We start from the raw sequence: 25,744 nt of genomic DNA, 5'->3' as shown, positions 1-25,744 counted from the left end.
GATGATCCGCCGTTCGTCAATCGGCCGGTTGATAATTTCCGGTCTTGGCGGAAAAAGTCCGCCTTTGCCGCGGTGTCATGTTGTCGGCAGGGAAGGCTTCGGCTACCACGTAAAAGTGTCGGCTGCCGGGGGCTTAGGCAGGCCAAAGGGTCTTGGACTTTGAAAAGACTTGTAAACAATGTTGAAAAGGCAGGGCGGATAAGTCTGCTATGATGGCAAGGCCCGAAGCGGGAGATCCGAGGCTATGGAGACGGGAAGCGAGTTGACGTGCTGAATATAGTTGTTCCGATGGCCGGCCGGGGAAGCCGGTTTGCCGATGCCGGCTACACGGATCCCAAGCCGTTGATCCCGGTGCACGGCAAGCCGATGATCCAGGTCGTGGTCGAAAACCTCACCCCCTCCGTGGCCCATCGCTTCATCTTCATCTGCCAGAATGGCCATATCCGGGACTATGGGCTTGAGGAAAAACTCAAGGGGTTGGCCGAACATGTCGAGATCATCGGCATCGATCGCGTCACCGAGGGGCAGGCCTCCACTGTGCTTCTGGCCGAGGAACTGATCGACACCGACGAGCCGGTGATGACGGTCAATTCCGATCAGTATATCGATGCCGACATCGACGCCTATCTCGGATTCATGGAGGATGGCCGCTATGACGGCCTGATCATGACCATGAAGGCCGACGATCCGAAATGGTCCTTCGTGCGCGAGGACGAGGGACGCGTTGTCGAAACCGCCGAAAAGAGGGTGATCTCCGACAATGCCGCCGTCGGCATCTTCAATTTTAGAAAAGGCCGCGATCTGGTGCGCGCGTCGAAAAAAATGATAGAGGACAATGTGCGGATCAACGGAGAGTTTTATATCTGTCCGGTCTACAATTATCTGATTCGCGACGGCCTGAAGATCGGGCACTATTCCATCGGGAAGGAGTATGACGGCATGTACGGGCTGGGCATACCGGGAGATCTCGATTTCTTTCTGAAACATCCGGTTTCCGAAAGGGTGAAATAGTGGAGATTCTGTCCCATCGCGGCCTGTGGGAGACGGCCGCGGAAAAGAACACCGAGACGGCCTTTCGCCGTTCCTTCGACCGCGGCTTCGGCACGGAGACCGATCTGAGGGATCACAACGGCGAGATCGTCATCGCCCATGACATGGCGCAGGGCGGCGAAATGCCGTTTTCAGCGTTTCTCGAGATCATGGACGGGCGCAACCTGACCCTGGCGCTGAACATTAAGGCCGACGGGCTGGGCGCGGAGATCAAGGCCATCCTCGAGGATTACGGCCACAGCAACTACTTCGTTTTCGACATGTCGCTGCCGGATCTTGTGCGCCAGATCGAAGACGGGTTGACGGTCTTTACCGGCCTTTCCGACCTGCAGCCGCATCCGCCGCTTCTGGAAGCCAGCCATGGCGTCTGGCTCGATTGCTTCCGTTCCGACTGGTTCGGTCCCGGCCTGATCGACGCGCTGATTGCGCAGAAAAAGCGCGTCTGCGTCGTATCCGCCGACCTGCACCGGCGCGACGTCGGCATTCAGTGGCCGATCTTAAAATCGGCCCAATCTCTCAATAGCGAAGCGCTTCTTTTGTGCACCGACATGCCGGAAAAGGCGAAGGACGCGTTCGAGGAGGCACGATAATGGCGATAAAGGCAGTCATTTTCGATATGGACGGGGTGCTGATCGAGGCCAAGGAATGGCATTATGACGCGCTCAACCGGGCGCTCGGCCTGTTCGGCTACACGATCGAGCGCCACGAGCACGCCACCGTCTATGACGGGCTGCCGACCAAGGTGAAGCTGCAGCGCCTGTCCATCGACAAGAACCTGCCGACCTATCTGCATGGCTTCATCAACGAGATGAAGCAGCGTTACACGCTCGAAATCATCGTCGAGCGCTGCCGTCCGCGCTTCGATCACGAATACGCGCTTTCGCGGCTCAAGCTGGAGGGCTACCGGCTCGCCGTCGCCTCCAATTCGATGCGCGATACCGTTGAGCAGATGATGCAGAAGGCGAGCCTGACGCCCTATCTCGACTTCATGCTTTCCAACCAGGATGTGAAGCGGTCTAAGCCCGATCCGGAAATCTATCTGAAGGCGATAGAAATGCTGAAGCTCCATCCGAAGGAATGTCTCATCGTCGAGGACAACCCCAACGGGCTGAAGGCGGCGGAAGCCTCCGGCGCCCATGTGATGGCGGTCAAGGACGTTGACGAGGTCAACTACAAGGGCCTCAAGCAGCGTATCGCCGAGATCGAGGCGGCCGGCAAATCCGTGGGGTCAGCAGCATGAAGATCGTGGTTCTGATGGGTGGCGAAAACCTCGACATCAAGGGCGAGCGCTATCCGCTCTACATGACCGAGTTCAACGAGGAACTCATTCTCGAACGCCAGATCGCGGCCTTGCAGACGCTTGAGCCGAGCGCGATCATCTTTTGCGTCAGAAGTTCCGATATTCACGAGTTCAATGTCGATGATGTGATCGCGCAGAGCGCGGAGAACGGCGCATGCGTCGAGGTGTCCGGCCCCACCGCCGGCTCGGTGTGCACGGCGCTCTTGGCCGCCGAGCAAATCGACAAGGACGAGGAGATCATTCTCGTCGCCGTGGACGAACTGATCGATGCGGACCTTACCGCGATCGTCAAGGCATTTCGCGACAGGAAGGCGGATGCCGGCGTCGTCTCCTTCCGTTCGGTCCACCCGCGCTATTCCTTCGCGCTTCTGGACGATGACGGCTTCGTCTGCGAGGTTGCCGAAAAGCGGCCGATCAGCAAGCATGCGCTTGCGAGCTTCTATTATTTCCGCAGGGGCAGCGATTTCGTGCTCTGCGCCCAGAGCGTGGTGCGCAAGGACCGGAAGATCAAGGATGCCTTTTTCATCAGCCAGACCATCAACGAAATGGTGCTGCGCCACAAGAAGGTTGCGATCGAGTTCATCGATAACGACCAGTTCCATCCGGTGAAGACGGAGATGCAGCTCGCCCAGTACATTTCGCAGCTGCATGAGCACAGGGAGGCGTTTCTGCATTGAGGACGGCGAAGCTGGAAGACATGGTCAAGGGCTGGTTTATCGGCGATTTCGAGCCGAGCCTGTGCCGGACCGAAGACGTCGAGGTTGCCGTCAAGCGCTATCGGCGCGGCGACAGCGAGGCGTTGCACCACCACAAGGTTGCCACGGAATATACGGTCATCATCGCCGGCCGCGTCGCCATGAACGGCGTTGAATACGGCGCCGGCGATATCGTCGTGATGGAGCCGGGCGAGGCAACCGACTTCGCCTGCCTTGAGGACGGAACCGTCAACGTGGTTGTGAAGCTTCCCGGCGCCAGCGATGACAAGTATCCAGGCGGCGCTCCTTGAGCAGCCGAGCGTGCGGGGCGCGCGGGCGGGGTCGCAGGCAATGAAGAACCTGCTCGACATGTCCCATTTGGGAGGCGCATATTGCATGTGAAGGAGGCAAGTGTCGCAGACGGGGAACGGGTTTGGGGGCGCGCGCGTTTGGCAGGCACACAGGTCATTCGGTGATGGACACAAAAGAGATCACATTTCTGTTTCAGGGCGTCGTCGACAAGCCGCTTGTCCGCGACAGCTTTGCTGCCGTCAGGCGCTATTTTCCGGGGTCAAAGGTCATTCTGTCGACGTGGAAGAAAGCCGATGTCGACGGGCTTGATTTTGACGACCTGGTGCTCTGCGACGACCCCGGCTTCTTCTATTATTCCGACCAGCCGGGCGAGAAGGCCAACAATGTCAACCGGCAGATTGTCGGCAACCGCGCCGGCCTGGAGCGGGTCGAGACGCCCTACTGCTTCCGCATACGCACGGACTTCCGGTTGACCGGCAATGACTTCCTGCAGTTCTTCGACGCCTTTCCCAGGCGGGACGAGGCCTATGCGCTTTTTTCGCACAAGCTTCTCGCCTGCAGTTATTTCTCGCGCAATCCGCGCTCACGGCTGCGTTTTCCCTTTCACCCGTCCGACCTTGCCTTCTTCGGTCTGACCGAAGACATCAGAAAGCTCTACGACGTGCCGCTGATGACAGAGGAGGAGGCGCTCTGGGATACGGGCAGCAAGCGCTACAACCGTTACACGCCCGAGCAGCATATCTTCGTCAACGCTCTTCGCAAGGCCGGTCGCGACGTGCCATGCGCCCATTATAACGACGGCAATGAGGCTTCCGTGGAGGCGACGGAGAAATACTTCGCCTCCAATTTCGTGTTCCTGTCCTTCGACCAGTTCAACCTCGAGCCGTCAAAGCCGACCTTTTTCATGAAGGTCCACCCCAATTCGTTCAGGACCTGCTACACGCATAATGAGTGGATCGGGCTCTACAAGAAGCATGTCGACCCGACGGCGGTCGTGCCCGAACATGACAGCGAGCGCGAAAAGATCGATCGCTACTATCGGCCCTACAAGGTCTGTCGTCTCATCGGCAACATGATTTCCCTTCCCTTCAAGAGCAAGGTCAAGCGCCGCGCGATCCGCACCGGCGTGCTGGAATTCTTCCTGATGCCGCGGTGACCGCGGTGATCTTCACACACTGACAAAAGGCGCCCCCAAGGAGCGCCTTTTTCCTGTCTGAACAGACAGCTACCAGAACTTTATCCAAGCGGAATAGCCGGATTGAGCGCGGTCACGACATTGGAGGGGCGGACGCTGCCGACGGTCCTGCCGTCGCCGTCAACCACGCTCAGGGTCGCGCCCTTGCCGAGCGCATCCATCATATCGGCCAGCTTGGTATTGATGTTGATGGGATGCGCGCCGTCCGGGGCTTGATCGTCGCTCATCACATCGGCGGCCCGCAGCACGCCGAGCGGGTTCACATTGGCGACGAAATCCGCGACATAGGCGTCGGCCGGCTGGCGCACGATTTCCGACGGCGTGCCGCACTGGACGATGCGTCCGCCCTCCATGATCGCGATCCGGTCGCCGATCTTGAAGGCCTCGTCGAGGTCATGGCTGACGAAGATGATGGTCCGCTTCAGATTGCGCTGCAATTCGATCAGCTCGTCCTGCAGACGGGTGCGGATCAGCGGGTCGAGCGCCGAGAACGGCTCGTCCATCAGCAGGATCGGCGCTTCGGTGGCAAAGGCGCGAGCAAGGCCGACGCGCTGTTGCATGCCGCCGGAAAGCTCGCTGACGAGCTTGTCGCCCCAGTCCTTCAGCCCGACGAGCTCAAGCTGGGTCTCGGCCTTGTCCAGCCGCTCCTTCTTGCTCAGGCCCGCAAATTCGAGGCCGAGGGCGACATTGTCGCGCACATTGCGCCAGGGCAAGAGGCCGAACTGCTGGAACACCATGGAGACCCGTGACAGCCGGATATGGCGCAGCGTCTTGTTGTCGGCCGAGGTCACGTCGGTCATCTGCGTGCCGTCATTGACCAGAACGCGGCCGCGGCAGACCGGGTTGAGGCGATTGACGGCCCTGAGCAGGGTTGACTTTCCCGAGCCCGAAAGCCCCATCAGCACCAGAAGCTCACCTTCCCCGACGGTGAGCGAGCAATTGTGGACGCCGAGGACCTGGCCGGTCTCCTGCTGCACTTCGGTGCGGTCCTTGCCGGCATCCATCAGGGGCAGGGCGCTTTCCGGCTTGTCGCCGAACACGATATTCACATCTTCAAAGACGACCGCATCAGCCATTGTTGCGTCCTCCGATCTTCAGAACCCGGTCAAGAATGATGGCGACGACGACGATGACGAAGCCGCTTTCGAAACCGAGCGCGGGATTGACCTGGTTGAGCGCGCGCACCACCGGCACGCCGAGACCGTCTGCGCCGACAAGGGCCGCGACAACCACCATGGAGAGCGACAGCATGATGGTCTGGTTGAGACCCGCCATGATCTGCGGCAGCGCATGGTGGAGCTCGACCTTGGTCAGTTTCTGCCAGGGCGTGCCGCCGAAGGCGTCCGCCGCCTCAAGCAGCGGCTTCGGAACCGAGGAGACGCCAAGATGGGTCAGCCGGATGGAGGCGGGGATGACGAAGATGACGGTCGCCAGCAGGCCAGGCACCATGCCGATGCCGAAAAAGATGATCGCCGGAATGAGATAGACGAAGGGCGGCAGCGTCTGCATCAGGTCGAGAACGGGTTGCAGCACCTGATAAAAACGAGGCCGGTGGGCGGTGAAGATGCCGATCGGCACGCCGATCGCCATGCAGATGATGCAGGAGGAGATGACCAGCGCAAGGCTTTCCGTGGTCTCCTCCCAGTAGCCCTGGTTGATGATGAACAGGAAGCCGAGGAAGACAAACAGCGAAACCTTCCAGTTGCGCTGCAGCCAATAGGCAAAGGCGGTGACGACAATGGCGACGACGATCGGCCCGGGCGCCTGCAAGAGCCACAGAAGCCGGTCGATGAGCCAGCCCATGATGTCGGCGAGGCCATCGAAAAACCAGCCGCCATGGATCTGCAGCCAGTCGAAGATGTCCTGGGCGAAGCGCCCGAGCGGGATCTTGTAGTCTGTCAGCCAGTGCAAGAGGTTGCTCCTTTTTTGTCCCCCAATGGCCACGGTCTTGACCATGGCCGCACCGCCGCCTTTGCCGGGCGACGGATCGCATCATTGATGAAGATGATAAGGAAAGGCCCGGAAAAGCCTGTCGCCGTTCCGGGCCCTTTATGCCTTAGAGGCCGAGCGAGGCCTTGACAGCCGGCAGACCCGGCTCGCCGGCGGTTGTCGTCACGCCGTCCAGCCAGGCGTCGAGGACATCCGGATTGGCCTTGAGCCAGTCGGCCGTGGCGTCGCCCTCGTTCTCGCCGTCATTGAGGATCTTGCCCATGATCTCGTTTTCCATTGCCAGCGAGAATTTCAGGTTTTCCAGAAGCTTACCGACATTTGGGCATTCCTCGGCGAAGCCCTTGCGCGTCACGGTGCGGACAATGCCTTCGCCGCCGAAGAAATCCTCGCCGCCGGTCAGGTATTTCAGCGAGTAGGTGGCGTTCATCGGATGCGGCTCCCAGCCGAGGAAGACGATCGGCTGTTCCTGGCGGTACTTGCGGCCGACCATGGCGAGCATGCCCTGCTCGGAGCTTTCGACAACCTCGAAATCCTTCAGGCCGAACTTGTTCTCGTCGATCAGAGAGACGAGATAGGCATTGCCCTCATTGCCCGGCTCGATGCCGTAGATCTTGTGGTCGAGCTCGTCGCCGAACTTGGCGATGTCGGCATAGGTCGTCAGGCCCTTGTCGTAGGTGTAGGTCGGCACGGCGAGCGTGTATTTGGTGCCTTCCAGATTGGTGGCGACGACGTCGATCTCGCCCTCGTCGATATAGGGGGTAATGGCGCTGGTCTGGGCCGGCATCCAGTTGCCGAGGAACACGTCGACATCGTCGCTCTTCAGCGAGGCGAAGGTGACCGGAACGGACAGGACCTTGACGTCGACCTTGTAGCCAAGACCTTCGAGCAGGTGCTTCGCCGTCGCGGTCGTGGTGGTGATGTCCGTCCAGCCGACATCGGAGAAGCTTACGCTGTCGCAGGCCGTTTCCTGGGCTGATGCGGCGCCGGCGGAAAGGGTTGTCGCGGCGGCAAGAGCGGCGAGGATCATTCGGAAGTTATCAGACATGTCAGCGTTCCTTTCGGGTCCGTTGCAAGATTGCCATAGCGCCTTGGCCGGCGCGGCGAAAAACTGTTGGCTTCTTTGATTGATCAGTCAATCAATATAACATATGTTAATTCCTGTAAACGGCGAAGCAGGCAAAGTTGCATATTTCTTCGCCACCAAACGTCTCTGAGCATTTTTTCAGCGGGTTGAGCCGATGCCGAAAACCGGAATGGAAACGATCCGACGCGATGCCCTTGTCAGGGCCGCGATCGAGGAAGTCGGCGAAGTCGGCATGGTCGAGGTCACGGTCGCGAAGATCGCGAAGCGGGCGGGCGTCTCGCCTGCGCTCGCGCATCATTATTTCGGCTCCAAGGACAAGATATTGTTCGCGGCCATGCGGCGCATCCTTGATGAGTTCGGGGCCTCGGTCAAGGCCCGCTACAAAAGCGCCCATACGCCGGAGGAGAGGCTTGTCGCCATCATCGAGGCGAGTTTCGGTCCCGACCAGTTCGACCCCGCCGTCGTTGCCGCCTGGCTTGCCTTCTATGTGCAGGCCCAGCGCAAGGGCGATGCCAGCCGGCTTCTGTCGATCTATGAGGCGCGTCTGCGTTCCAATCTCGTCTTCGCGCTCAGACTGCGCGTCGGCCGCGCGGCGGCGAACCGCATTGCCGCCGGCCTCGGCTCCATGATCGACGGGTTTTATCTGCGCGCGGCGCTGAAGGATTTCAGCACCACGCGCAGGGGCGCTATCGAAATGACCAGGGAATATCTCGAACTCACGCTTGCCAAGGAGATGTCCAAATGACCGCGCGGCCGAACATTCTCGTTCTGATGGTCGATCAGCTCGCCGGAACCCTGTTCCCCGATGGCCCTGCCGACTTCCTGCACACGCCGAATCTGAAGAAGCTTGCCGCGCGTTCGACGCGGTTTCAGAACGCCTATACCGGCTCTCCGCTCTGCGCGCCGGCGCGCGCCTCCTTCATGAGCGGGCAGTTGCCGCGCCGCACCCGCGTCTATGACAATGCGGCGGAATTCTCGCCCGACATCCCGACCTATGCCCATCACCTGCGCCGTGCCGGCTACCAGACATCGCTTGCCGGAAAGATGCATTTCGTCGGTCCCGACCAGCTTCACGGCTTCGAGGAGCGGCTGACAACCGATGTCTACCCGGCCGATTACGGCTGGACGCCGGATTACGGCAAGCCCGGCGAGCGGATCGACTGGTGGTATCACAATATGGGCTCGGTCACCGGCGCGGGCGTGGGCGAGATCACCAACCAGCTCGAATATGATGACGAGGTCGCCTATGAGGCGGTGCGCAAGGTCTATGATCTCGGTCGCCGCAAGGATGACCGGCCCTTCATGCTGACCGTCTCCTTCACCCATCCGCACGATCCCTATGTGGCCCGGAAGAAATACTGGGACCTTTACGAAGACTGCGAGCATCTGGAACCCGAAGTCGGCGCGATCGACTACGAAGCGCAGGACGGCCATTCGAAGCGGATTTTCGATGCCAATGATTTTCGCAGTTTCGACATTTCCAAGGAGGACATCCGCAGGGCGCGCCGCGCCTATTTCGCCAATGTTTCCTATATCGACGACAAGATCGGCGAGATCCTCGAGGCGCTGGACGGCGTCGGGCTTGCCGAGGACACCGTGATCGTCTTTCTCTCCGACCATGGCGACATGCTGGGCGAACGGGGCCTCTGGTTCAAGATGAGCTTTTACGAGGGTTCGTCGCGTGTGCCGTTGATGATTTCCGCCCCGGGCATGGAACCGGGTCTCGTCAGGACGCCGGCCTCGACCGTTGATATCGCCGCGACGCTCGCCGATCTCGCCGGTGTCGACATGGCAAGCGTCGCCCCATGGACCGACGGAGAAAGCCTTGTCCCGGTGGCCGCCGGGCAGACGCGAAAAATGCCGGTGCGTATGGAATATGCGGCCGAGGCGTCGGAAGCGCCGCTGGTTTCGATCCGCGAGGGCCGGTTCAAATATAATCACTGCGAGCTGGATCCGCCGCAGCTCTTCGACCTTGAGGCCGATCCGCACGAATTGACCAATCTGGCCGATGATCCCGCCCATGCCGAGACGGCGGCCGGTTTCGCGGCGAAGGTGCGCGAATACTGGGACATGGCGGCCTATGACGCCGAGATCCGGGAAAGCCAGGCGCGCCGCCACATCGTCTATGAGGCGCTGCGGCAGGGCGACTATCACCCCTGGGACCATCAGCCGATGAAGGACGCCTCCGAGCGTTTCATGCGCAACCATATGGATCTCAACATCCTCGAAGCCAGCCAGCGCTGGCCGCGCGGCGAATAGGGCGTTTTCGCCCTCCAGACCAACGACCCGGACCAAGCGGAGAATGACCATGCATGCACAAGCCAGCCATTTCATCGACGGCGACTATGTCGAGGATGCCGACGGCCGGGCCTTTGACAGCATCAATCCGGCAACCGGCGAGGTGATCGCCAGGCTTCATGCCGCAACGCCGGCGATCATCGAACGCGCCATGGCGGCCGCCGAGCGCGCCCAGCGCGAATGGGCGGCGTGGCTGCCGGTCGAGCGCGCCCGCGTGCTGCGAAGGGCGTCCGACCTGATGCGCGAACGCAATGGCGAACTCTCCAGGCTTGAAACCCTTGATACCGGCAAGGCCATTCAGGAAACGCTGGTGGCCGATGCCGCCTCCGGCGCGGATGCGCTCGAATGGTTTTCGGCCCAGGCCGCCGGCCTTTCCGGCGAGAGCGTGCCGCTTGCGGAAGGCTTTGCCTATACCAGGCGCGAGCCGCTCGGCGTCTGCGTCGGCATCGGCGCGTGGAACTATCCGATCCAGATTGCCTCCTGGAAGGCGGCGCCCGCGCTTGCATGCGGCAATGCCATGGTGTTCAAGCCATCGGAAATGACGCCGCTATCGGCGCTGAAACTGGCTGAAATCTTCATCGAAGCCGGCGCGCCGAAGGGGCTTTTCAACGTGGTGCAGGGCTTCGGCGAGGTGGGGGCGGCCCTTTCCACCCATGAAAAGACCGCCAAGGTATCGCTCACCGGTTCGGTGCCGACCGGCGGCAAGGTCTATGCGGCGGCTGCCTCCGGCATGCGCCATGCCACGATGGAGCTCGGCGGCAAATCGCCGATGGTCGTGTTCGAGGATGCCGATCTCGAAGATGCGATCGGCGGCGCAATGCTCGGCAATTTCTATTCCACCGGCCAGATCTGCTCCAACGGCACCCGGGTCTTCGTGCAGAAATCCATACTGGAGGCGTTTCTTTCCCGGCTTGTGGAGCGCACGAAGACGATCCGCATCGGCGATCCGCTCGATCCCGAGACCCATCTCGGCCCGCTGATTTCCGAGGAACAGCGCCGCAAGGTGCTGTTCTATATCGAGGCGGGCAAAAGCGAGGGCGCACGGCTTGTGACCGGCGGCGGCGTTCCTGAAGGCGAGGCCTTCGCCAGGGGCGCCTATATCGAACCCACCGTCTTTGCCGATGTCACCGATGACATGACCATCGCCCGCGAGGAAATCTTCGGGCCGGTGATGAGCGTGCTCGCCTTCGACACCGAAGAGGAGGTGGTTGCGCGCGCCAACGATACGCCCTTCGGCCTCGCCGCCGGCGTCTTCACCCGCGATCTTGCCCGCGGCCACCGCGTGGCGGGCGCGCTTGAAGCCGGCATCTGCTGGATCAACACCTATAATCTCACACCCGTCGAAATCCCTTTCGGCGGCGTCAAGCAATCGGGTTTCGGCCGGGAAAACGGCCGCGCGGCGATGGAATTCTACTCGCAGCTAAAGACCGTGCAGGTGGCGCTCGGCAAGGTCGACAGCCCGTATTGAGGGGGGCATCGGCGCGATATTGATCTCCCCCCTTGAGGGGGAGATGCCCCGACAGGGGCAGAGGGGGGTGAAACATATCCGAGAGGGGAATATTCGCGGCTTGTGCCCGATACCCCTCTCTGTCGCTTTCGCGACATCTCCCCCTCAAGGGGGGAGATCGGTTGGAGCCAACCGCTCCGTCAGGAAATCCGGCCCCGCTGCCGCAAAAAGGTTCAAAAAGTCTCATGACTGAAGCAGATTTTGTCATTGTTGGTTCCGGTTCCGCAGGCTCGGCCATGGCCGCGCGGCTTTCGGAAGACGGCAGGCACTCCGTTCTGGTGCTGGAATTCGGCGGGACCGATATCGGCCCCTTCATTCAAATGCCTGCTGCCCTTTCATACCCGATGAACATGAAGCGCTATGACTGGGGCTTTGTCTCCGAGCCCGAGCCGCATCTCGGCAACCGACGTCTGGCAACCCCGCGCGGCAAGGTGATCGGCGGCTCGTCCTCGATCAACGGCATGGTCTATGTTCGGGGACACGCCCGCGATTACGACCACTGGGCCGAAGCGGGTGCAAGCGGCTGGGGCTACGCGGACGTGCTGCCCTATTTCAAGCGCATGGAGCACTGGCACGAGGGCGGCCATGGCGGCGATCCGTCCTGGCGGGGCAAGGACGGCCCGCTGCATGTGACGCGCGGCCCGCGCAGGAACCCGCTGTTCCACGCCTTTGTCGAGGCCGGAAAACAGGCGGGCTTCGAAACGACCGGGGATTATAACGGCGAGAAGCAGGAAGGCTTCGGGCCGATGGAGCAGACGGTCTGGAAGGGAAGACGCTGGTCGGCGGCCAATGCCTACCTCAAGCCGGCGCTGAAGCGCCAAAACCTTGATCTGATCCGCTGCTTCGCCCGCAAGGTGGTTATCGAGGACGGCCGCGCCGTCGGCGTCGAAATCGAACGCGGCGGCCGAATCGAGGTCATCCGCGCGCGTCGCGAGGTCATCCTGGCGGCGTCTTCGATCAACACGCCGAAAATACTGCTTCTTTCCGGCATTGGCCCGGCGGCGGAGCTTGCCGAAAACGGCATTCCGCTCGTCGCCGACCGGCCCGGCGTTGGCAAGAACCTGCAGGACCATCTGGAAGTCTATATCCAGCAGGCCAGCACCCAGCCGATCACGCTCTACAAGCACTGGAACATCTTCGGCAAGGGGCTCGCCGGCGCGCAATGGCTGTTCTTCAAGAACGGCATCGGCGCTTCCAACCAGTTTGAAAGCGCCGCCTTCGTGCGCTCGCGCGCCGGCGTCGATTATCCGGATATCCAGTACCATTTCCTGCCGATGGCGGTGCGCTATGACGGCACGGCGCCGGCCGAGGGTCACGGCTTCCAGGCCCATGTCGGGCCGATGCGCTCGCCGTCCCGCGGCGCGGTGACGCTGAAAAGCGCCGATCCAAAGGACGCGCCAAAGATCGCCTTCAACTATATGAGCCACGAACAGGATTGGGAGGACTTCCGCCGTTGCGTGCGCCTCACGCGCGAGATCTTCGCGCAGACCGCCTTCGACCCCTATCGCGGCAAGGAGATCCAGCCGGGCAGCGGCGTTCAAAGCGATGACGAGATCGACGGCTTCATCCGCGAACACGCCGAAAGCGCCTATCACCCCTGCGGCACGGCGAAGATGGGCCGCGCCGATGACAGGATGGCGGTTGTCGATCCGGAGTGCCGGGTGATCGGCGTCGAGGGCTTGAGGGTCGCCGACAGTTCGGTGTTTCCGCGCATCACCAACGGCAATCTCAACGCGCCGTCCATCATGGTCGGCGAAAAGGCGAGCGACCATATTCTGGGCCGCCAGCCGCTCGCGCCGGAAAACGCCGCGCCCTGGCTCAATCCGCGCTGGGAAACGTCAGACCGCTGAGGCAACAGCGTTTCCAGGATAAAGTGGATACCGGTTTTCCGCCCGGAAACGCTCCAGCCGGCAACTTCAGTTGCCGGCGGCCATCTTTGCCTGTTTGGCGGCAAGGCGGGCGCGGATGCTTTCGACATCGGCGCGCGGGGTCGCCTTGAACAGGGTCTGCGTATATTCGTGCTGCGGATCGGTGAACACCTGGTCGCGCGAGCCGCGTTCGACGACTTCGCCGAAATACATCACCATGATCTCGTCGCAGATATAGCGCACCACGGAAAGATCGTGGCTGACGAAGATATAGGTGAGGTTGAACTCGTCCTGCAGGTCGGCGAGCAGGTTGAGAATCTGGGCCTGAACGGAAAGATCGAGTGCCGAAACCGGCTCGTCGAGCACCAGAAGGCTCGGATTGAGGATCAGCGCCCGGGCAATGGCGATGCGCTGGCGCTGACCACCGGAAAACATGTGCGGGTAGCGATCGAAATGCTCAGGGCCAAGACCGACCTTTTTCAACAGATCCTGCGCCTTGTCGCGCCTGTCCGTTGCCGAATAGTCAGTGTTGAGCAAGAGCGGCTCCATCAGCACGTCGCCCACCTTCTGGCGCGGATTGAGCGAGCCATAGGGGTTCTGGAACACGATCTGCACCTTGCGGCGCTGTTCCGGCGTCGGCCGCGTACCGGAAATATCGACCTTCTGGCCTTCGATCGTCAGATCGCCATCCGTCTGTGCATCGATCATGGTGATGATGCGGGCGAGCGTCGACTTGCCGCAACCCGACTCCCCCACGAGCGCCAGCGTCTTGCCGCGCTCGACGGAAAAGTCGACGCCCTTCAGCGCCCGAACCGTGCGGGCCTTGTGGAACATGCCGCCCGGCACGATGTAGTCGCGGACGATGTTCTTTCCCTCTGCGACGATCTCGCTCACAGCGTTTCTCCCGTAAAATCGGCCGAATAGTCGATGGTCGGTAGGCGGTCGCCGGTGGCGTTTTCCGGCAGTGCGGACAGCAGCGCGCGGGTATAGGCATGCTTCGGATTTTCAAACAGCGACAGCACGTCGGCCTCCTCCATCTTGCGGCCCTTATACTGCACCACCACCCGGTCGGCGGTCTCGGCGACAACGCCCATGTCATGGGTGATCATGATCAGCGCCATGCCGGTTTCCGCCTGAAGGCGGCCGAGCAGTTCGAGGATCTGCTTCTGGATCGTCACGTCAAGCGCCGTGGTCGGCTCGTCGGCAATCAGCAGCTTCGGCGAACAGGCCATGGCGATCGCGATCATGATGCGCTGGCACTGGCCGCCGGACATCTGGTGCGGATAGGCCTTCAGCCGGTCTTCCGGGTTGGGAAGGCCGACGGCCTCCAGCAGTTCGACGGCGCGTTTGTGGCGGGCCTTCTTGTCGAGGTCCGTGTGCTGCTTCAGCACTTCCTCGATCTGGAAGCCGGCGGTGAAGCACGGATTGAGGCTGGCAACCGGCTCCTGGAAGATCATCGAAATGTCGCGTCCGATGATCTTGCGCCGCTCCTTTGCCGGCATGTTGATGATGTCGCGGCCCTCGAAGGCGATGCGGTCGGCCGTCACCCGCGCCGTTGTCGGCAGGAGCCCCATCACGGCGAGCATGGCGACCGACTTGCCGGAGCCGCTCTCGCCGACAATGGCGAGCACCTCGCCGCGATCGATGCGGTAGGAGGCATTGTGCAGCACCGTCGTCTCGCCCGCTGCGGTCGGGAAGCTGACGGAAAGGTTTTGAACGTCGAGTAGCGGTTCCATGTCTCTAGCTCCGCTTCAGCTTGGGATCGAGCGCATCACGCAGACCATCGCCGACGAGATTGATCGCCAGCACGGTGATCAGGATGGCGAGGCCGGGGAAGGTGACGACCCACCAGGCGCGCAGGATGAACTCGCGCGCTTCGGCCAGCATCGTGCCCCATTCCGGCGTCGGCGGCTGGGCGCCCATGCCGAGAAAGCCAAGGGCTGCCGCCTCGAGAATGGCGTTGGAGAACGAAAGCGTGGCCTGCACGATCAACGGCGCAAGGCAGTTCGGCAGGATGGTCTTGAACATCAGCCGGAAATTGCGGGCGCCGGCAACGCGGGCGGAGACGACATATTCGCGCTTCGCCTCGGCCATTACCGCTGCGCGCGTCAGACGGGCAAAATGCGGCTGCAGCACGAGCGCGATCGCGATCATGGCGTTGAACAGGCCGGGACCGAGGACGGCGACCAGAACCAGCGCCAGAAGCAGCGGCGGAAAGGCGAGGATCACGTCCATGACGCGCATGATCGCCACATCGACCCAGCCCCGGAAGAAACCGGCAACAAGGCCGAGCGTGATGCCAAGGAGAAGCGCGATCGAGACGACGATCATGCCGATCGCCAGCGAATAGCGCGACCCATAGATGAGGCGAGAGAGGATATCGCGGCCGACCGCGTCGGTTCCTAGCGGGAATTCAAGCGTGCCGCCCTCCTGCCAGAAGGGCGGGGTGAGGAACATGTCGCGATATTGCTCGATCGGATTATGCGGCGCGAGCAAGGGCGCGAAGATCGCCACCAGCACAAGAAGGATGATGATGACAAGGCCGACGACGGCCCCCTTGTTCTGGCTGAAATAGTGCCAGAACTCGGAAAGCATCTGCAGGCGGATATTTCGTTTTTGGACCGGCTGGCCCAGCGTGCTGTCCGACATGGCTGAGCTCCTACTGGTGGCGGATACGGGGGTTGATCAGACCGTAAAGCAGATCGACCACGAGATTGACGAACATGACGAGGGCGGCGATCAGCACCAGTCCGCCCTGGACGACCGGATAGTCGCGTCTGGAAATCGAATCGATCATCCACTTGCCGATGCCCGGCCAGGAGAAGATCGTTTCCGTCAGGATCGCCCCGGCCATCAGCATGCCGATCTGCAGGCCGATGGTGGTGATGACCGGGATCATCGCGTTTCTGAGCGCATGAACGCCGATGACGCGCTTTGCTGAAAGCCCCTTGGCGCGCGCCGTGCGCACATAGTCCTCGCCGAGCACTTCCAGCATGGCCGATCGCGTCTGCCGCGCGATGACGGCGAGCGGAATGGTGGCCAGCACGATGGACGGCAGGATCAGGTGCGAGATCGCCGAGGCAAAGGCCCCCTTCTCGCCCGACAGCAGCGAATCGATGGTCATGAAGCCGGTAACGGAGGGGAAATAGTAAAGCAGCGAAATCCGGCCGGAGACCGGCGTCCAGCCGAGAATGCCGGAAAACAGGATGATCAGCAGCAGACCCCACCAGAAGATCGGCATGGAGTAGCCGGTGAGCGCGATGCCCATGGTGGCCTGGTCGAAGACCGAGCCGCGCTTGACGGCCGACAGGATGCCGGCGGGAATGCCGATGATGATTGCCAGCAGCATGGCGCAGATGGCGAGCTCCGCGGTCGCCGGAAACAGGTTCAGGAATTCCTGGAACACCGGCTGCTTGGTCGAGATCGAGATGCCGAAATCGCCGTGCAACAGTCCCCAGACATAGTCGAGATACTGGACGACGATCGGTCGGTCATAGCCGAACTGATGGAGAAGCGCCTGGTAACGGTCCGGGTCCATACCGCGTTCGCCGGCCAGAAGCAGGACGGGATCGCCGGGCAGCACGCGCACGAAACCGAAGGCAACAATGGTAATCCCGATAAAGGTCGGGACGATCAGCAGCAGTTTGCTGAAGAGAAATCTGAGCATAATGCGTCTTACGCCTTGATTGCGAAGGGGCCGGGTTGGACCGGCCCCAAAGCTTCGAAAGTCTGTTCTTATTCGTTGATGGTCACATCATCGAAGCGGTGGTAACCCAGCGGATCCATGACGAAGCCTTCAACAGACGTCGACATCGGCATGAACACCTTGGAATGGGCGATCGTGTTCCACGGCGCCTGTTCCTTGAAGACGACCTGGGCCTCTTCATAAAGCGCGGTGCGCTCTTCGGTGTCGGAGGTGACTTTGGCCTTCTGGATCAGGTCCTCGAAGGGCTGGTAGCACCACTGCGCGCGGTTGGAGCCGCCGACAGCGTCGCAGCCGAGCAGAACGGCGAGGAAGTTGTCCGGGTCGCCGTTGTCGCCGGTCCAGCCGAGAAGCACGGCGCCGTCGCGATCTTCTGCGGAAGACCGGGCCAGGTATTCGCCCCACTCATAGGAAACGACTTCGGCGTCCACGCCGACTTCCGCCAGGTCGGCCTGCATCAGCTCGGCCATGCGGCGCGCGTTCGGGTTATAAGGACGCTGTACCGGCATGGCCCAGATCTTCATCGAAAGATCGGTCACGCCTTCTTCTTCCAGCATCGCCTTCGCGGCTTCCGGATCGTAGGGGTCGTCCTGTACCTCGTCATTATACGACCACATGGTCGGCGGGATCGGGTTCTTGGCCACTTCACCGGCGCCCTGGAACACCGATTCCAGAATGGCCTGCTTGTCGATCGCCATGTTCAGCGCCTTGCGGACCTTCGGATTGTCGAAGGGGGCGACCTTGGTGTTGTAGGCGAGGTAGCCGACGTTCAGGCCTTCCTTTTCCATGACGGTCAGATCGTCATTGGCTTCCAACGCTTCCAGATCGGCGGGCGACGGATAGGGCATGATGTGGCATTCGCCGGCTTCGAGCTTCTGGCGGCGCACGGCGGCATCGGTGGTGATCGCGAAGATCAGATTGTCGAGTTCTTCCTTGCCCTTGAAATAGTCCGGGTTGGCCTTGTAGCGGATGACGGCATCCTGCTGGTAGTTCACGAAGGTGAACGGACCCGTCCCGACCGGCTTCTGGTTGAACTGCTCCATCGTGCCGGCCGCTTCGAGCTGATCGGCATATTCCTTGGAGACGATCGAGGCGAAGTCCATGGCAAGGTTGGCGATCATCGGCGCTTCGGGACGCGTGAGCACGAACTTGACCGTCATGTCATCGACCTTTTCGATGCTCTCGATCAGGTCCGGCATCGACATGCCGTTGAAATATTCCCAGGAAATGCCCGGCGCATACTGATACCAGGGGCTCTGCTCGTCCATCTGGCGCATGAACGAGAAGATGACGTCGTCGGCGTTCATCTCGCGCGTGGGCGTGAAATAGTCGGTGGTCTGGAACTTGACGCCCGGTCGCAGGTGGAATGTGTATTCCAGTCCGTCATCGGAAACGTCCCAGCTCTCGGCAAGGCCCGGCTCGACTTCGGTGGAGCCGTGCTTGAATTCGGCAAGACGGTTGTAGACGGTGCGCGAGGCAGCGTCGAAGGTCGTGCCGGACGTATAAGGCGCCGGATCGAAGCCCTCGGGCGAACCTTCCGAACAATAGACAAGAGTCTTCGCGCTGGCCGCACCGCCAAGCGCAACGAAGAAGCTCGTGGCGAGCGCCAAAGCCTTCAGTTTTTTCATCATTTTCCCCTTGTTGGTCATCGGACCGGTTTTCATGACACCGGATCCTCCGTGAAACCCGCGCCGCCGCCAGAAAACATGTCAGCCGCGATGGATCAAAGCCGTATCGGGCGCCAGCCGGCATCGTTGCAGTTGCCCTGGCGCGCACGAAAGTCAAGCGCGTGGCCCCGTTCCCAACAACGGCTGCCACACTGATGGCGAGACTATCGTTTTTTTTTGACCATGCAATCAAAAAGCTTGTGCCCCGGCGATTTGAACAATCGTCAAACACCTGAAATAGCTTTCGAATTCACCGAAGTCTCGTTTTCATAAAAATAAGGCGGCTCCGGCGCAATTCTGTTTCCTCGCTGCGGTTTCTCTCTTTAGGATGATTGCTTTCCGCGGTGGCGGCAGGAAACCGCTCCGTCATGCGACAAATTGACGTTTGTTATTCAAAAGGACCGCAAAACGTGACCTTGAACCAGGAAATAAACCGATTGGTTGACCGCTATGACGCGCGTTGGCTGTCATTCTACTCCGATTTTATCAGAGGACCGCAGGACTATACAAGGCGCGACGTTTACCCTGTGCACGTCACGGCATCGCTTTTCGCGCTGTCGGACGATCTTGCGCAGACTGCGCTCATCCACCACAAGGCAACGGGCAAATGGTTTCAGCCGGGCGGCCACGTGGATGCGGGCGAAACCGTTCGTCAGGCCGCATGTCGCGAATGCGCGGAGGAGACGGGACTGGTCGCCGCGCTTCCGCCCGAGGCCGCGCCGGTCAGCATCGACCTGCATCGCATTCCCGAAAACCCGAAGAAGGGCGAGCCCGAGCACTATCATCTCGACATCCGCTTTGCGGCGCGGGTCTCGGGCACGCTTTCGCCGGACCCGGACGAGGTGCATGATGCAAGATGGTTTCCGGCAGAGGTGCTGGATACGATTGACGAGCGCGTGCGGCCCCGGCTTGCGGCAATCTGCATCTGACGCCTGGCTTGGCGATGCCGCCATTCGGTGTTAGGCCCATGGATGAAGCCCAACCATCGGAGCGCCCGTGACCGAGGCCCTTGCCCATCCCGAACTGATTGCCGTTCTGACCGCGCTGACCGACGACGCGCCGCGGGTAATGACGGTCGCGATGGGAAAGGCCCTGCCCTCCGGACCCTTTGAAAGCGCGCACAGCAGCCTGCAGGCCGGACTGCGCGCCTGGGTGGAGAGCCAGACGGGCCATCCTGTCGGCTACCTCGAACAGCTCTACACCTTCGCCGACCGTGATCGCGGTTTCGATCCCGGTGACCACCGGACGATCTCGATCAGCTATCTGGGTCTGGTGCGCGAACAGCCGCCGCCGGGAAGCGGCGGACCGCTGTGGAAGGATTGGTACGCCTATTTTCCCTGGGAGGACCTGCGCGCCGGCAGGCCGGAAATCCTCGAACAGGTGACGGACATGCTCGGCCAGTGGGCGATGAGCGAACGGCCCGGCCGGGCCGCGCGCCGCCACCGGCTGGACTTCGCCTTCGGGCTCAACGGCATGGCCTGGAACGAGGAACTGGTGCTGCAGCGCTACGAACTGATGTATGAGGCAGGGTTGATCGCCGAGGCAGGTCTCGCGCCGGCCTTCTGGTTCGGCCGGCCGATGGCCGCCGATCACCGGCGCATTCTTGCGACCGGCATTGCCCGATTGCGGGCCAAGATCAAATACCGCCCGGTGATCTTCGAGCTGATGCCCGAATGCTTCACCCTTCTTCAGCTGCAGAAGGGCGTCGAGGCGCTGGCGGGACTGACGCTCCACAAGTCGAATTTCCGCCGCCAGATCGACCAGCAGCGGCTGATTGAGGAGACGGGCGAGACGACCGCCGGAACCGGCGGCCGCCCGGCCAAGCTGTTCCGCTACCGCCACGCCGTGCGCGAGGAACGAGCGCTCTCCGGCTCGAGGCTTCCCGTTGCGCGGATGTAGGCCGCCCGTCACCCACAGCGCCGTCGAAGCACGCCCCGGACACCGCATTTGACATTGCGCCGACATGCGACTATGACTCCAGCATAGATATACTCTAATTGAGTATTAATGGGTCGACAAACCGGGCAGCCTGCCCTGATCAGGAGGACGTGTCGATGAATGCTCCCCTCTCTGCCGCCGCGCTCTATGACCGCGTCGCCCATGTCGTGCCGAAAGCGGAATGGCTTTCCTTCGAGAACGATATCGACGCCATCCTGCGCCTCAAAAAGGAAAAAAACGCCGTCATCCTGGCGCATAACTACCAGACGCCGGAGATTTTCCATGGCGTGGCGGATATCGTCGGCGACAGCCTGGCGCTGGCGCGCGAGGCGACCAAGGTCGAGGCCGATGTGATCGTGCTGGCCGGCGTGCATTTCATGGCCGAGACCGCCAAGCTGCTGAACCCGGAAAAGACGGTGCTGATCCCCGATCTGCGCGCCGGCTGCTCGCTCGCGGATTCGATCACGCCGGAGGACATCGCGCTTCTGCGGCAGGCCCATCCCGGCGTGCCGGTCGTTACCTATGTGAACACGTCGGCCGCCGTCAAAGCCGCGTCCGACATCTGCTGCACCTCCGGAAATGCGAAAAAGGTGGTGGAATCCCTTGGCGTGCCGAAGGTGCTGATGCTGCCGGATGAATATCTCGCCAAAAACATCGCGCGCGAGACCGATGTCGAGCTGATCGCCTGGCACGGGCATTGCGAGGTGCACGAGCTTTTCACCGCCGACGATGTGCGCGAGATGCGCGAGGCCTTTCCGGGCGTCACCGTTATCGCCCATCCCGAATGCCCGCCGGACGTGGTCGCCGAGGCCGACTTTTCCGGGTCCACCGCCGGCATGTCGGACTATGTCGCCACGGCGAAGCCCGGCCGCGTGGTGCTGCTGACGGAGTGCTCGATGAGCGACAATGTCTCGGTTCAGCACCCGGATGTCGATTTCGTCCGGCCCTGCAATCTCTGTCCGCACATGAAGCGCATCTCGCTCGCCAATATCAGGGTTGCGCTCGAGGAAAACCGCCACGAGGTGACCGTCGACCCGGCGATAGCCGCCGATGCGCGCCGCGCCGTCGAACGGATGCTTGCCGTATGAGCGCGCCCGTCATCGTCATCGGATCGGGCATTGGCGGCTTGGTGACGGCGCTGGCACTGGCACCCCGCCGGGTGGCTCTGGTAACGAAGGCGGCGCCCGGCGGCGAAACCTCCACCTTCTGGGCTCAGGGCGGCATTGCCGCCGCCTTGGGCGATGACGACAGCGCCGCGCTTCATCTTGAGGATACGCTCGCCGCAGGCGACGGGCTTTGCGACCGGCAGGCGGCGGAGGCGATCATTGCCGGCGCAGCCGAGGCGATCGGGTTTCTCCAGCGTCACGGCGTCGCCTTCGATCGCGACGGGGACGGCCGGCTTGCGCGCGGCCTGGAGGCGGCCCATGCGCGCCGCCGCATCCTGCATGCCGGCGGCGATGCAACGGGTGCTGCCGTCATTTGCGCGCTGACCAGGGCCGTTGCCGAGACGCCGTCCATCACCGTCATGCCTGACACCGAGGTGCGGCGGCTGATTGCCGCCGACGGCGCGGTCTGCGGCCTCGTCGCGGCGGGCAACGGCGAAACGCTGACCATTCCGGCAAGCCGCGTGGTGATCGCCACCGGCGGACTTGGCGGGCTCTATGAGATTTCCACCAATCCGCCCGGCAATTTCGGCCAGGGCGTGATGCTGGCAGCGCGCGCCGGCGCGCTCCTTGCCGATATGGAATTCATCCAGTTCCACCCGACGGCCCTTGCCGCCGATCTGCGCCCGCTGCCGCTCATCAGCGAGGCGGTGCGCGGCGAGGGCGCCGTGCTGGTCAACGAGAAGGGCGAGCGCTTTCTTGCCGCCACGCCCGGCGGCGAGCTTGCGCCGCGCGACGTGGTCGCCCGCGCCATCGCCGCCCAGATCGCGCGCGGCGGCAGGGTGTATCTTGACGCCAGACAGGCGCTCGGACGCGGCTTTCCCGCCCGTTTTCCGGCCATCGCCGGCATCTGTACCAAAGCCGGCATAAATCCGGCTGAAGAGCTCATCCCCGTACGCCCGGCCGAGCACTATGCCATGGGCGGCATAGCCGTCGATCAGCGCGCGCGCACGAGTGTGACCGGACTGTGGGCCGTCGGCGAATGCGCGGCCACCGGGCTCCACGGTGCCAACCGGCTTGCCAGCAACTCGCTTCTGGAAGCGGCCGTCACCGGTCTTGCCGCCGCCCGCGACATTGCCGGCCTGGCCGACGCGCCTGGCCGCCCGCTGCCTTCGGCCTGCCTGCCGCGACCGGCCCGGATCGGCATTGTAAGGGATATCGTTTCGCGTGAACTCGGCGTGTTGCGCACGGGCGCGGGCCTCCGCCGGTCCATCGAGGCACTGCTTGCGCTCGTCGAGGCGGAAGAGGCCGCCTCCGATCCGGCGCTGGTGGCGCTTTCGATCGCCGTCTTCGCCCACCGGCGGGAGGAATCGCGCGGCGCGCATGCCCGCAGCGATTTTCCGCTGAAGAAACCGCATTCCGCGCGGCAGGCGATGACGCTGTCGCAGACCCTTGCCGCTGCGCATGCGCTTTGCCACACCCCCTGCCGAAGGAGCGCCTGACATGTTGGCACCGCTTCCCCGCCTGATCATCGAACCCGCCGTGCGCCGCGCGCTGGAGGAAGACCTCGGCCTTGCCGGCGACATCACGGCGAATGCCGTCATTCCCGCGGACCATCGCTCAACGGTGGTGATGGCCGCGCGCAAGGAGGGCGTGATTGCCGGGCTTGACGCGGCGGCGCTCGCTTTTGCCCTTGTCGATCCGGAGATCGGGCTGATCCGCCATGTGGGAGACGGTGAAAAGGTCGCAGCCGGCGCGGCGATCGCGACCGTCACCGGGACGTCGCGGGCGCTTTTGACCGGCGAGCGCACGGCGCTCAATTTCCTCGGCCATCTCTCCGGCATCGCCACGGTGACCAGCGCCGTTGTCGAGGCCGTTGCCGGCACGAAGGCGAGCGTCGTCTGCACCCGCAAGACAACGCCGGGGCTCCGGGCGCTGGAGAAATATGCGGTTCGCGCCGGCGGCGGCGGCAATCATCGCTTCTCGCTCGCCGATGCCGTGCTGATCAAGGACAATCACATCGCCATTGCCGGCGACATAAGGACCGCCATTCTCCGCGCGAAGGAAAACGCCGGGCATATGGTGAAGATCGGGGTGGAGGTCGATACGCTCGAACAGCTTGTGCAGGCAATGGATGTCGGCGTCGATGCGGTGCTGCTCGACAACATGGCGCCCGAGACGCTGAAGCAGGCCGTCGACATCGTCGGCGGCCGGGCCGTTACGGAAGCCTCCGGCGGCATCACGCCGGAAACGGCGGGCGCTGTCGCCGAAGCCGGTGTCGACCTCATCTCCATCGGCTGGCTCACCCATTCCGCGCCGGTTCTCGATATCGGCCTCGACTATAAAAACGCGGGCGACTGAACCAATCCGCCCGCTCTTCCGTATCTCTTCATAGCGTTATGTGAGGAGAACGAAAGTGACCAGCAGAACCGGACTATTGTTTGCCCTTCCGATGGCGGCTTTGCCCTGTCTTGCCGAAGCGTCCGAGCTCATGGGCGTCTGGGCGCGCGGCGACGGCAAGGCGCAGGTGCGCGTCGACCGCTGTGGCGAGGACCTTTGCGCCACGAATATCTGGGTCAAGCCCGGAACGCGCCATGAGAGGGTCGGCGACAAGCTGATCATGGATGTCGAGCCTGTTTCGCAGAGCCGCTATGAGGGCAAGGCCCGCGATGTCAGGCGCGGCATGACCTATTCCATGGAGATCTCGCTGGAGGGCGCGGCGATGCGCACGCGCGGTTGCGTGCTCGGCAAACTGATCTGCAAATCTGCCGACTGGACCAGCATGAACTGAGCGCATCTGCCCGAAGATCGGTATCGATTTTCGGAAAGCACGATACGTAGATTCAATATGCTTGCGCGCCGGCCAACACCTCACGCGAACGCGTAATGCAGCCGAACGCAGCCGCGGTCGAGCGCCTTGACGCTGACAAGCCTGGCGTTTGCCGACAAGCCGGTCGGCGGAAAAAGCGGTCGCCCGCCGCCGATCAGCACAGGCATGACGTAGATCTCGATCGCGTCAAGCGCCCCGCGCTCGAGAAACGCCATCTGCAGCCGGCCGCCGCCCAGCATCCAGACATCGCCCGGCAGGCCGCGTAACTCGCCGATCAGCGCGTCGATGTCGCTGCGCGTCTCCAGCGGCGCGCACGGCTCGGGCAGGGGGCGGGAAGTCACCACGATGGACCGTTTGCCAGCATACGGCCACGGCATGTCCAGCGCGGCGAGAAAGTCATAGGTCGCGCGTCCCATCACGACGGTGTCGATTCCCTCCAGGAATACCGCATTGTCGTGCTCCCTAAGATCCATGCCGTCAAAGGCGGTCAGCCAATCGATCCCATTGTCTTGATCGGCAATGAAACCATCCAGACTTGTCGCGATATAGCCGATAATTTGTGCCATGGTCATTGCTCCGATTGAAAATAAATGAATGTTCATTTATATTACTGGAATGGCAAGACGCAAGACAATTTCCGACCGCGCGCTGTTGGATCGGCTCCTCGCAGAGATCGGCAGGGTTGGTCCCCAAAACCTCACCTTCGCAAGGGCGGCCGCCGCCGCCGGTCTGGCTCCGGCCACGCTTGTGCAGCGCTTTGCGTCGCGCGAGGCGATGGTCGAGGCCATCCTCGTCCATGCCTGGGACCGGCTGGACTTGCAGACGGCAGAAGCGGACGCGGACGCGCCGGAAGACGCTTGCGGAGCGGTCGAACTGCTGATGCGACTGACGCCGGAGGACGAAATCGCGTTCGCCGTCGAAAACGGCCTTCTGCTCTTGCGCGAGGATATGCGCAACCCGGCGCTGAGGGCGCGCGGCGCGGCCTGGGGAGCCCGGCTTTCGGAAGCTCTGGGGCGCAGGCTGTCGCAAGACCCGGAAGAGGCCTCGGTCCTCGGGTGGCAGATGGCCAACGTCTGGCAAGGCGCGCTTGTCTGGTGGGGCTTTCGTCGTCATGCAGCGCCCGGCGAGGCGGTTCGCGCCGCGCTTCAGGCCTGGTGCTGCACGGCCCTTCCTCCGTAAGGCGGCGGTCTGGCGGCGAGAACGCTACCGTATCCGCATGTCACGCCGTTCCGCCTGCGCGCAAA

General features: G+C 62.3%; 26 protein-coding genes. 17 read left to right on the top strand and 9 right to left on the bottom strand.

Annotated elements, in window-relative coordinates; translation table 11 throughout:
* Positions 1-267 precede the first annotated feature (267 nt).
* The 6 genes from AZF01_RS19820 to AZF01_RS19795 all read left to right on the top strand — a co-directional run bounded on the left by AZF01_RS19820 (position 268) and on the right by AZF01_RS19795 (position 4,513).
* Positions 268-1,011, top strand: a complete 744-nt coding sequence (locus AZF01_RS19820; RefSeq protein ID WP_024709724.1) for a glycosyltransferase family 2 protein — start codon at positions 268-270, stop codon at positions 1,009-1,011.
* Positions 1,011-1,640 carry a hypothetical protein gene (locus tag AZF01_RS19815; RefSeq protein ID WP_024709723.1) on the top strand — a complete coding sequence of 210 codons (630 nt, stop codon included), beginning with the start codon at positions 1,011-1,013 and terminating at the stop codon, positions 1,638-1,640. The genes AZF01_RS19820 and AZF01_RS19815 overlap by 1 nt, the downstream gene beginning before the upstream one ends.
* A complete protein-coding gene (locus AZF01_RS19810; protein WP_036238155.1) occupies positions 1,640-2,290 on the top strand; it encodes an HAD family phosphatase in 651 nt (216 codons plus the stop codon). The genes AZF01_RS19815 and AZF01_RS19810 overlap by 1 nt, the downstream gene beginning before the upstream one ends.
* Positions 2,287-3,027, top strand: coding sequence for a sugar phosphate nucleotidyltransferase (locus tag AZF01_RS19805; RefSeq protein ID WP_024709721.1), 741 nt, complete (start codon positions 2,287-2,289; stop codon positions 3,025-3,027). Before AZF01_RS19810 ends, AZF01_RS19805 begins: the two co-directional genes overlap by 4 nt.
* Positions 3,024-3,356 carry a hypothetical protein gene (locus AZF01_RS19800; protein WP_024709720.1) on the top strand — a complete coding sequence of 111 codons (333 nt, stop codon included), beginning with the start codon at positions 3,024-3,026 and terminating at the stop codon, positions 3,354-3,356. The genes AZF01_RS19805 and AZF01_RS19800 overlap by 4 nt, the downstream gene beginning before the upstream one ends.
* Before the next feature lie 164 nt (positions 3,357-3,520).
* Entirely contained in the window at positions 3,521-4,513 is a 993-nt protein-coding gene (locus AZF01_RS19795) for a WavE lipopolysaccharide synthesis family protein (protein ID WP_024709719.1), read from the top strand.
* A gap of 80 nt (positions 4,514-4,593) precedes the next feature.
* Here AZF01_RS19795 and choV read toward each other — a convergent pair whose 3' ends face one another.
* The 3 genes from choV to choX all read right to left on the bottom strand — a co-directional run bounded on the left by choV (position 4,594) and on the right by choX (position 7,547).
* The gene (gene choV / locus AZF01_RS19790) at positions 4,594-5,628 is read right to left on the bottom strand and encodes a choline ABC transporter ATP-binding protein (RefSeq protein ID WP_024709718.1); all 1,035 of its coding nucleotides are present in this window, start codon (positions 5,626-5,628) and stop codon (positions 4,594-4,596) included.
* On the bottom strand, positions 5,621-6,463 hold the full coding sequence (gene choW, locus AZF01_RS19785) for a choline ABC transporter permease subunit (protein ID WP_024709717.1): 843 nt from the start codon (positions 6,461-6,463) through the stop codon (positions 5,621-5,623). The genes choV and choW overlap by 8 nt, the downstream gene beginning before the upstream one ends.
* 145 nt (positions 6,464-6,608) lie before the next feature.
* Positions 6,609-7,547, bottom strand: coding sequence for a choline ABC transporter substrate-binding protein (choX, locus tag AZF01_RS19780; protein WP_024709716.1), 939 nt, complete (start codon positions 7,545-7,547; stop codon positions 6,609-6,611).
* 193 nt (positions 7,548-7,740) lie between these two features.
* Between choX and betI the strand changes: the two genes are divergently transcribed.
* The 4 genes from betI to betA all read left to right on the top strand — a co-directional run bounded on the left by betI (position 7,741) and on the right by betA (position 13,241).
* Positions 7,741-8,331, top strand: coding sequence for a transcriptional regulator BetI (gene betI / locus AZF01_RS19775; protein ID WP_024709715.1), 591 nt, complete (start codon positions 7,741-7,743; stop codon positions 8,329-8,331).
* Positions 8,328-9,845: a choline-sulfatase gene (gene betC / locus AZF01_RS19770; protein WP_024709714.1), complete on the top strand. Its 1,518-nt coding sequence runs from the start codon at positions 8,328-8,330 to the stop codon at positions 9,843-9,845. Before betI ends, betC begins: the two co-directional genes overlap by 4 nt.
* A gap of 43 nt (positions 9,846-9,888) precedes the next feature.
* Positions 9,889-11,352, top strand: coding sequence for a betaine-aldehyde dehydrogenase (gene betB / locus AZF01_RS19765; protein WP_024709713.1), 1,464 nt, complete (start codon positions 9,889-9,891; stop codon positions 11,350-11,352).
* A 224-nt stretch (positions 11,353-11,576) separates the two neighbouring features.
* Complete coding sequence (gene betA, locus AZF01_RS19760) at positions 11,577-13,241, top strand: choline dehydrogenase (protein WP_024709712.1); 1,665 nt, start codon at positions 11,577-11,579, stop codon at positions 13,239-13,241.
* A gap of 66 nt (positions 13,242-13,307) precedes the next feature.
* Here the strand turns inward: betA and AZF01_RS19755 are convergent, their stop codons facing one another.
* From AZF01_RS19755 to AZF01_RS19735, 5 genes are all read right to left on the bottom strand, one after another.
* Positions 13,308-14,153: an ABC transporter ATP-binding protein gene (locus AZF01_RS19755; RefSeq protein WP_024709711.1), complete on the bottom strand. Its 846-nt coding sequence runs from the start codon at positions 14,151-14,153 to the stop codon at positions 13,308-13,310.
* Positions 14,150-14,995: an ABC transporter ATP-binding protein gene (locus AZF01_RS19750; RefSeq protein ID WP_024709710.1), complete on the bottom strand. Its 846-nt coding sequence runs from the start codon at positions 14,993-14,995 to the stop codon at positions 14,150-14,152. Before AZF01_RS19750 ends, AZF01_RS19755 begins: the two co-directional genes overlap by 4 nt.
* Before the next feature lie 4 nt (positions 14,996-14,999).
* Positions 15,000-15,908 carry an ABC transporter permease subunit gene (locus AZF01_RS19745; RefSeq protein ID WP_024709709.1) on the bottom strand — a complete coding sequence of 303 codons (909 nt, stop codon included), beginning with the start codon at positions 15,906-15,908 and terminating at the stop codon, positions 15,000-15,002.
* 10 nt (positions 15,909-15,918) lie between these two features.
* Positions 15,919-16,926, bottom strand: a complete 1,008-nt coding sequence (locus AZF01_RS19740) for an ABC transporter permease subunit (protein WP_024709708.1) — start codon at positions 16,924-16,926, stop codon at positions 15,919-15,921.
* A gap of 68 nt (positions 16,927-16,994) precedes the next feature.
* Positions 16,995-18,590 (bottom strand): ABC transporter substrate-binding protein, encoded by a 1,596-nt coding sequence (locus tag AZF01_RS19735; RefSeq protein WP_024709707.1) that lies wholly within the window; start codon positions 18,588-18,590, stop codon positions 16,995-16,997.
* A 476-nt stretch (positions 18,591-19,066) separates the two neighbouring features.
* Between AZF01_RS19735 and AZF01_RS19730 the strand changes: the two genes are divergently transcribed.
* The 6 genes from AZF01_RS19730 (at position 19,067) to AZF01_RS19705 (ending at position 24,461) form a co-directional block, all read left to right on the top strand.
* A complete protein-coding gene (locus AZF01_RS19730) occupies positions 19,067-19,558 on the top strand; it encodes an NUDIX hydrolase (protein ID WP_024709706.1) in 492 nt (163 codons plus the stop codon).
* A gap of 67 nt (positions 19,559-19,625) precedes the next feature.
* Positions 19,626-20,528, top strand: coding sequence for a hypothetical protein (locus tag AZF01_RS19725; protein WP_061449828.1), 903 nt, complete (start codon positions 19,626-19,628; stop codon positions 20,526-20,528).
* A 155-nt stretch (positions 20,529-20,683) separates the two neighbouring features.
* Entirely contained in the window at positions 20,684-21,655 is a 972-nt protein-coding gene (gene nadA / locus AZF01_RS19720) for a quinolinate synthase NadA (protein ID WP_024706709.1), read from the top strand.
* Positions 21,652-23,172 carry an L-aspartate oxidase gene (locus AZF01_RS19715; RefSeq protein WP_024706708.1) on the top strand — a complete coding sequence of 507 codons (1,521 nt, stop codon included), beginning with the start codon at positions 21,652-21,654 and terminating at the stop codon, positions 23,170-23,172. Before nadA ends, AZF01_RS19715 begins: the two co-directional genes overlap by 4 nt.
* A 1-nt stretch (position 23,173) precedes the next feature.
* Positions 23,174-24,031 carry a carboxylating nicotinate-nucleotide diphosphorylase gene (gene nadC / locus AZF01_RS19710; protein ID WP_024706707.1) on the top strand — a complete coding sequence of 286 codons (858 nt, stop codon included), beginning with the start codon at positions 23,174-23,176 and terminating at the stop codon, positions 24,029-24,031.
* Between the two features lie 55 nt (positions 24,032-24,086).
* Positions 24,087-24,461 carry a DUF2147 domain-containing protein gene (locus tag AZF01_RS19705; RefSeq protein ID WP_244435506.1) on the top strand — a complete coding sequence of 125 codons (375 nt, stop codon included), beginning with the start codon at positions 24,087-24,089 and terminating at the stop codon, positions 24,459-24,461.
* Positions 24,462-24,541: 80 nt separating this feature from the next.
* Here AZF01_RS19705 and AZF01_RS19700 read toward each other — a convergent pair whose 3' ends face one another.
* A complete protein-coding gene (locus AZF01_RS19700; protein ID WP_024706705.1) occupies positions 24,542-25,066 on the bottom strand; it encodes a dihydrofolate reductase family protein in 525 nt (174 codons plus the stop codon).
* 49 nt (positions 25,067-25,115) lie between these two features.
* On the opposite strand from AZF01_RS19700, the gene AZF01_RS19695 reads away from it, so the two are divergent.
* Positions 25,116-25,679 carry a TetR family transcriptional regulator gene (locus AZF01_RS19695; RefSeq protein ID WP_061449827.1) on the top strand — a complete coding sequence of 188 codons (564 nt, stop codon included), beginning with the start codon at positions 25,116-25,118 and terminating at the stop codon, positions 25,677-25,679.
* Positions 25,680-25,744 lie beyond the last annotated feature (65 nt).

This window comes from Martelella sp. AD-3, assembly GCF_001578105.1.
Classification (GTDB): Bacteria; Pseudomonadota; Alphaproteobacteria; order Rhizobiales; family Rhizobiaceae; genus Martelella.
The sequence above is the reverse complement of the archived record's forward strand: the minus strand, read 5'-3'. Positions and strand labels throughout refer to the sequence as shown.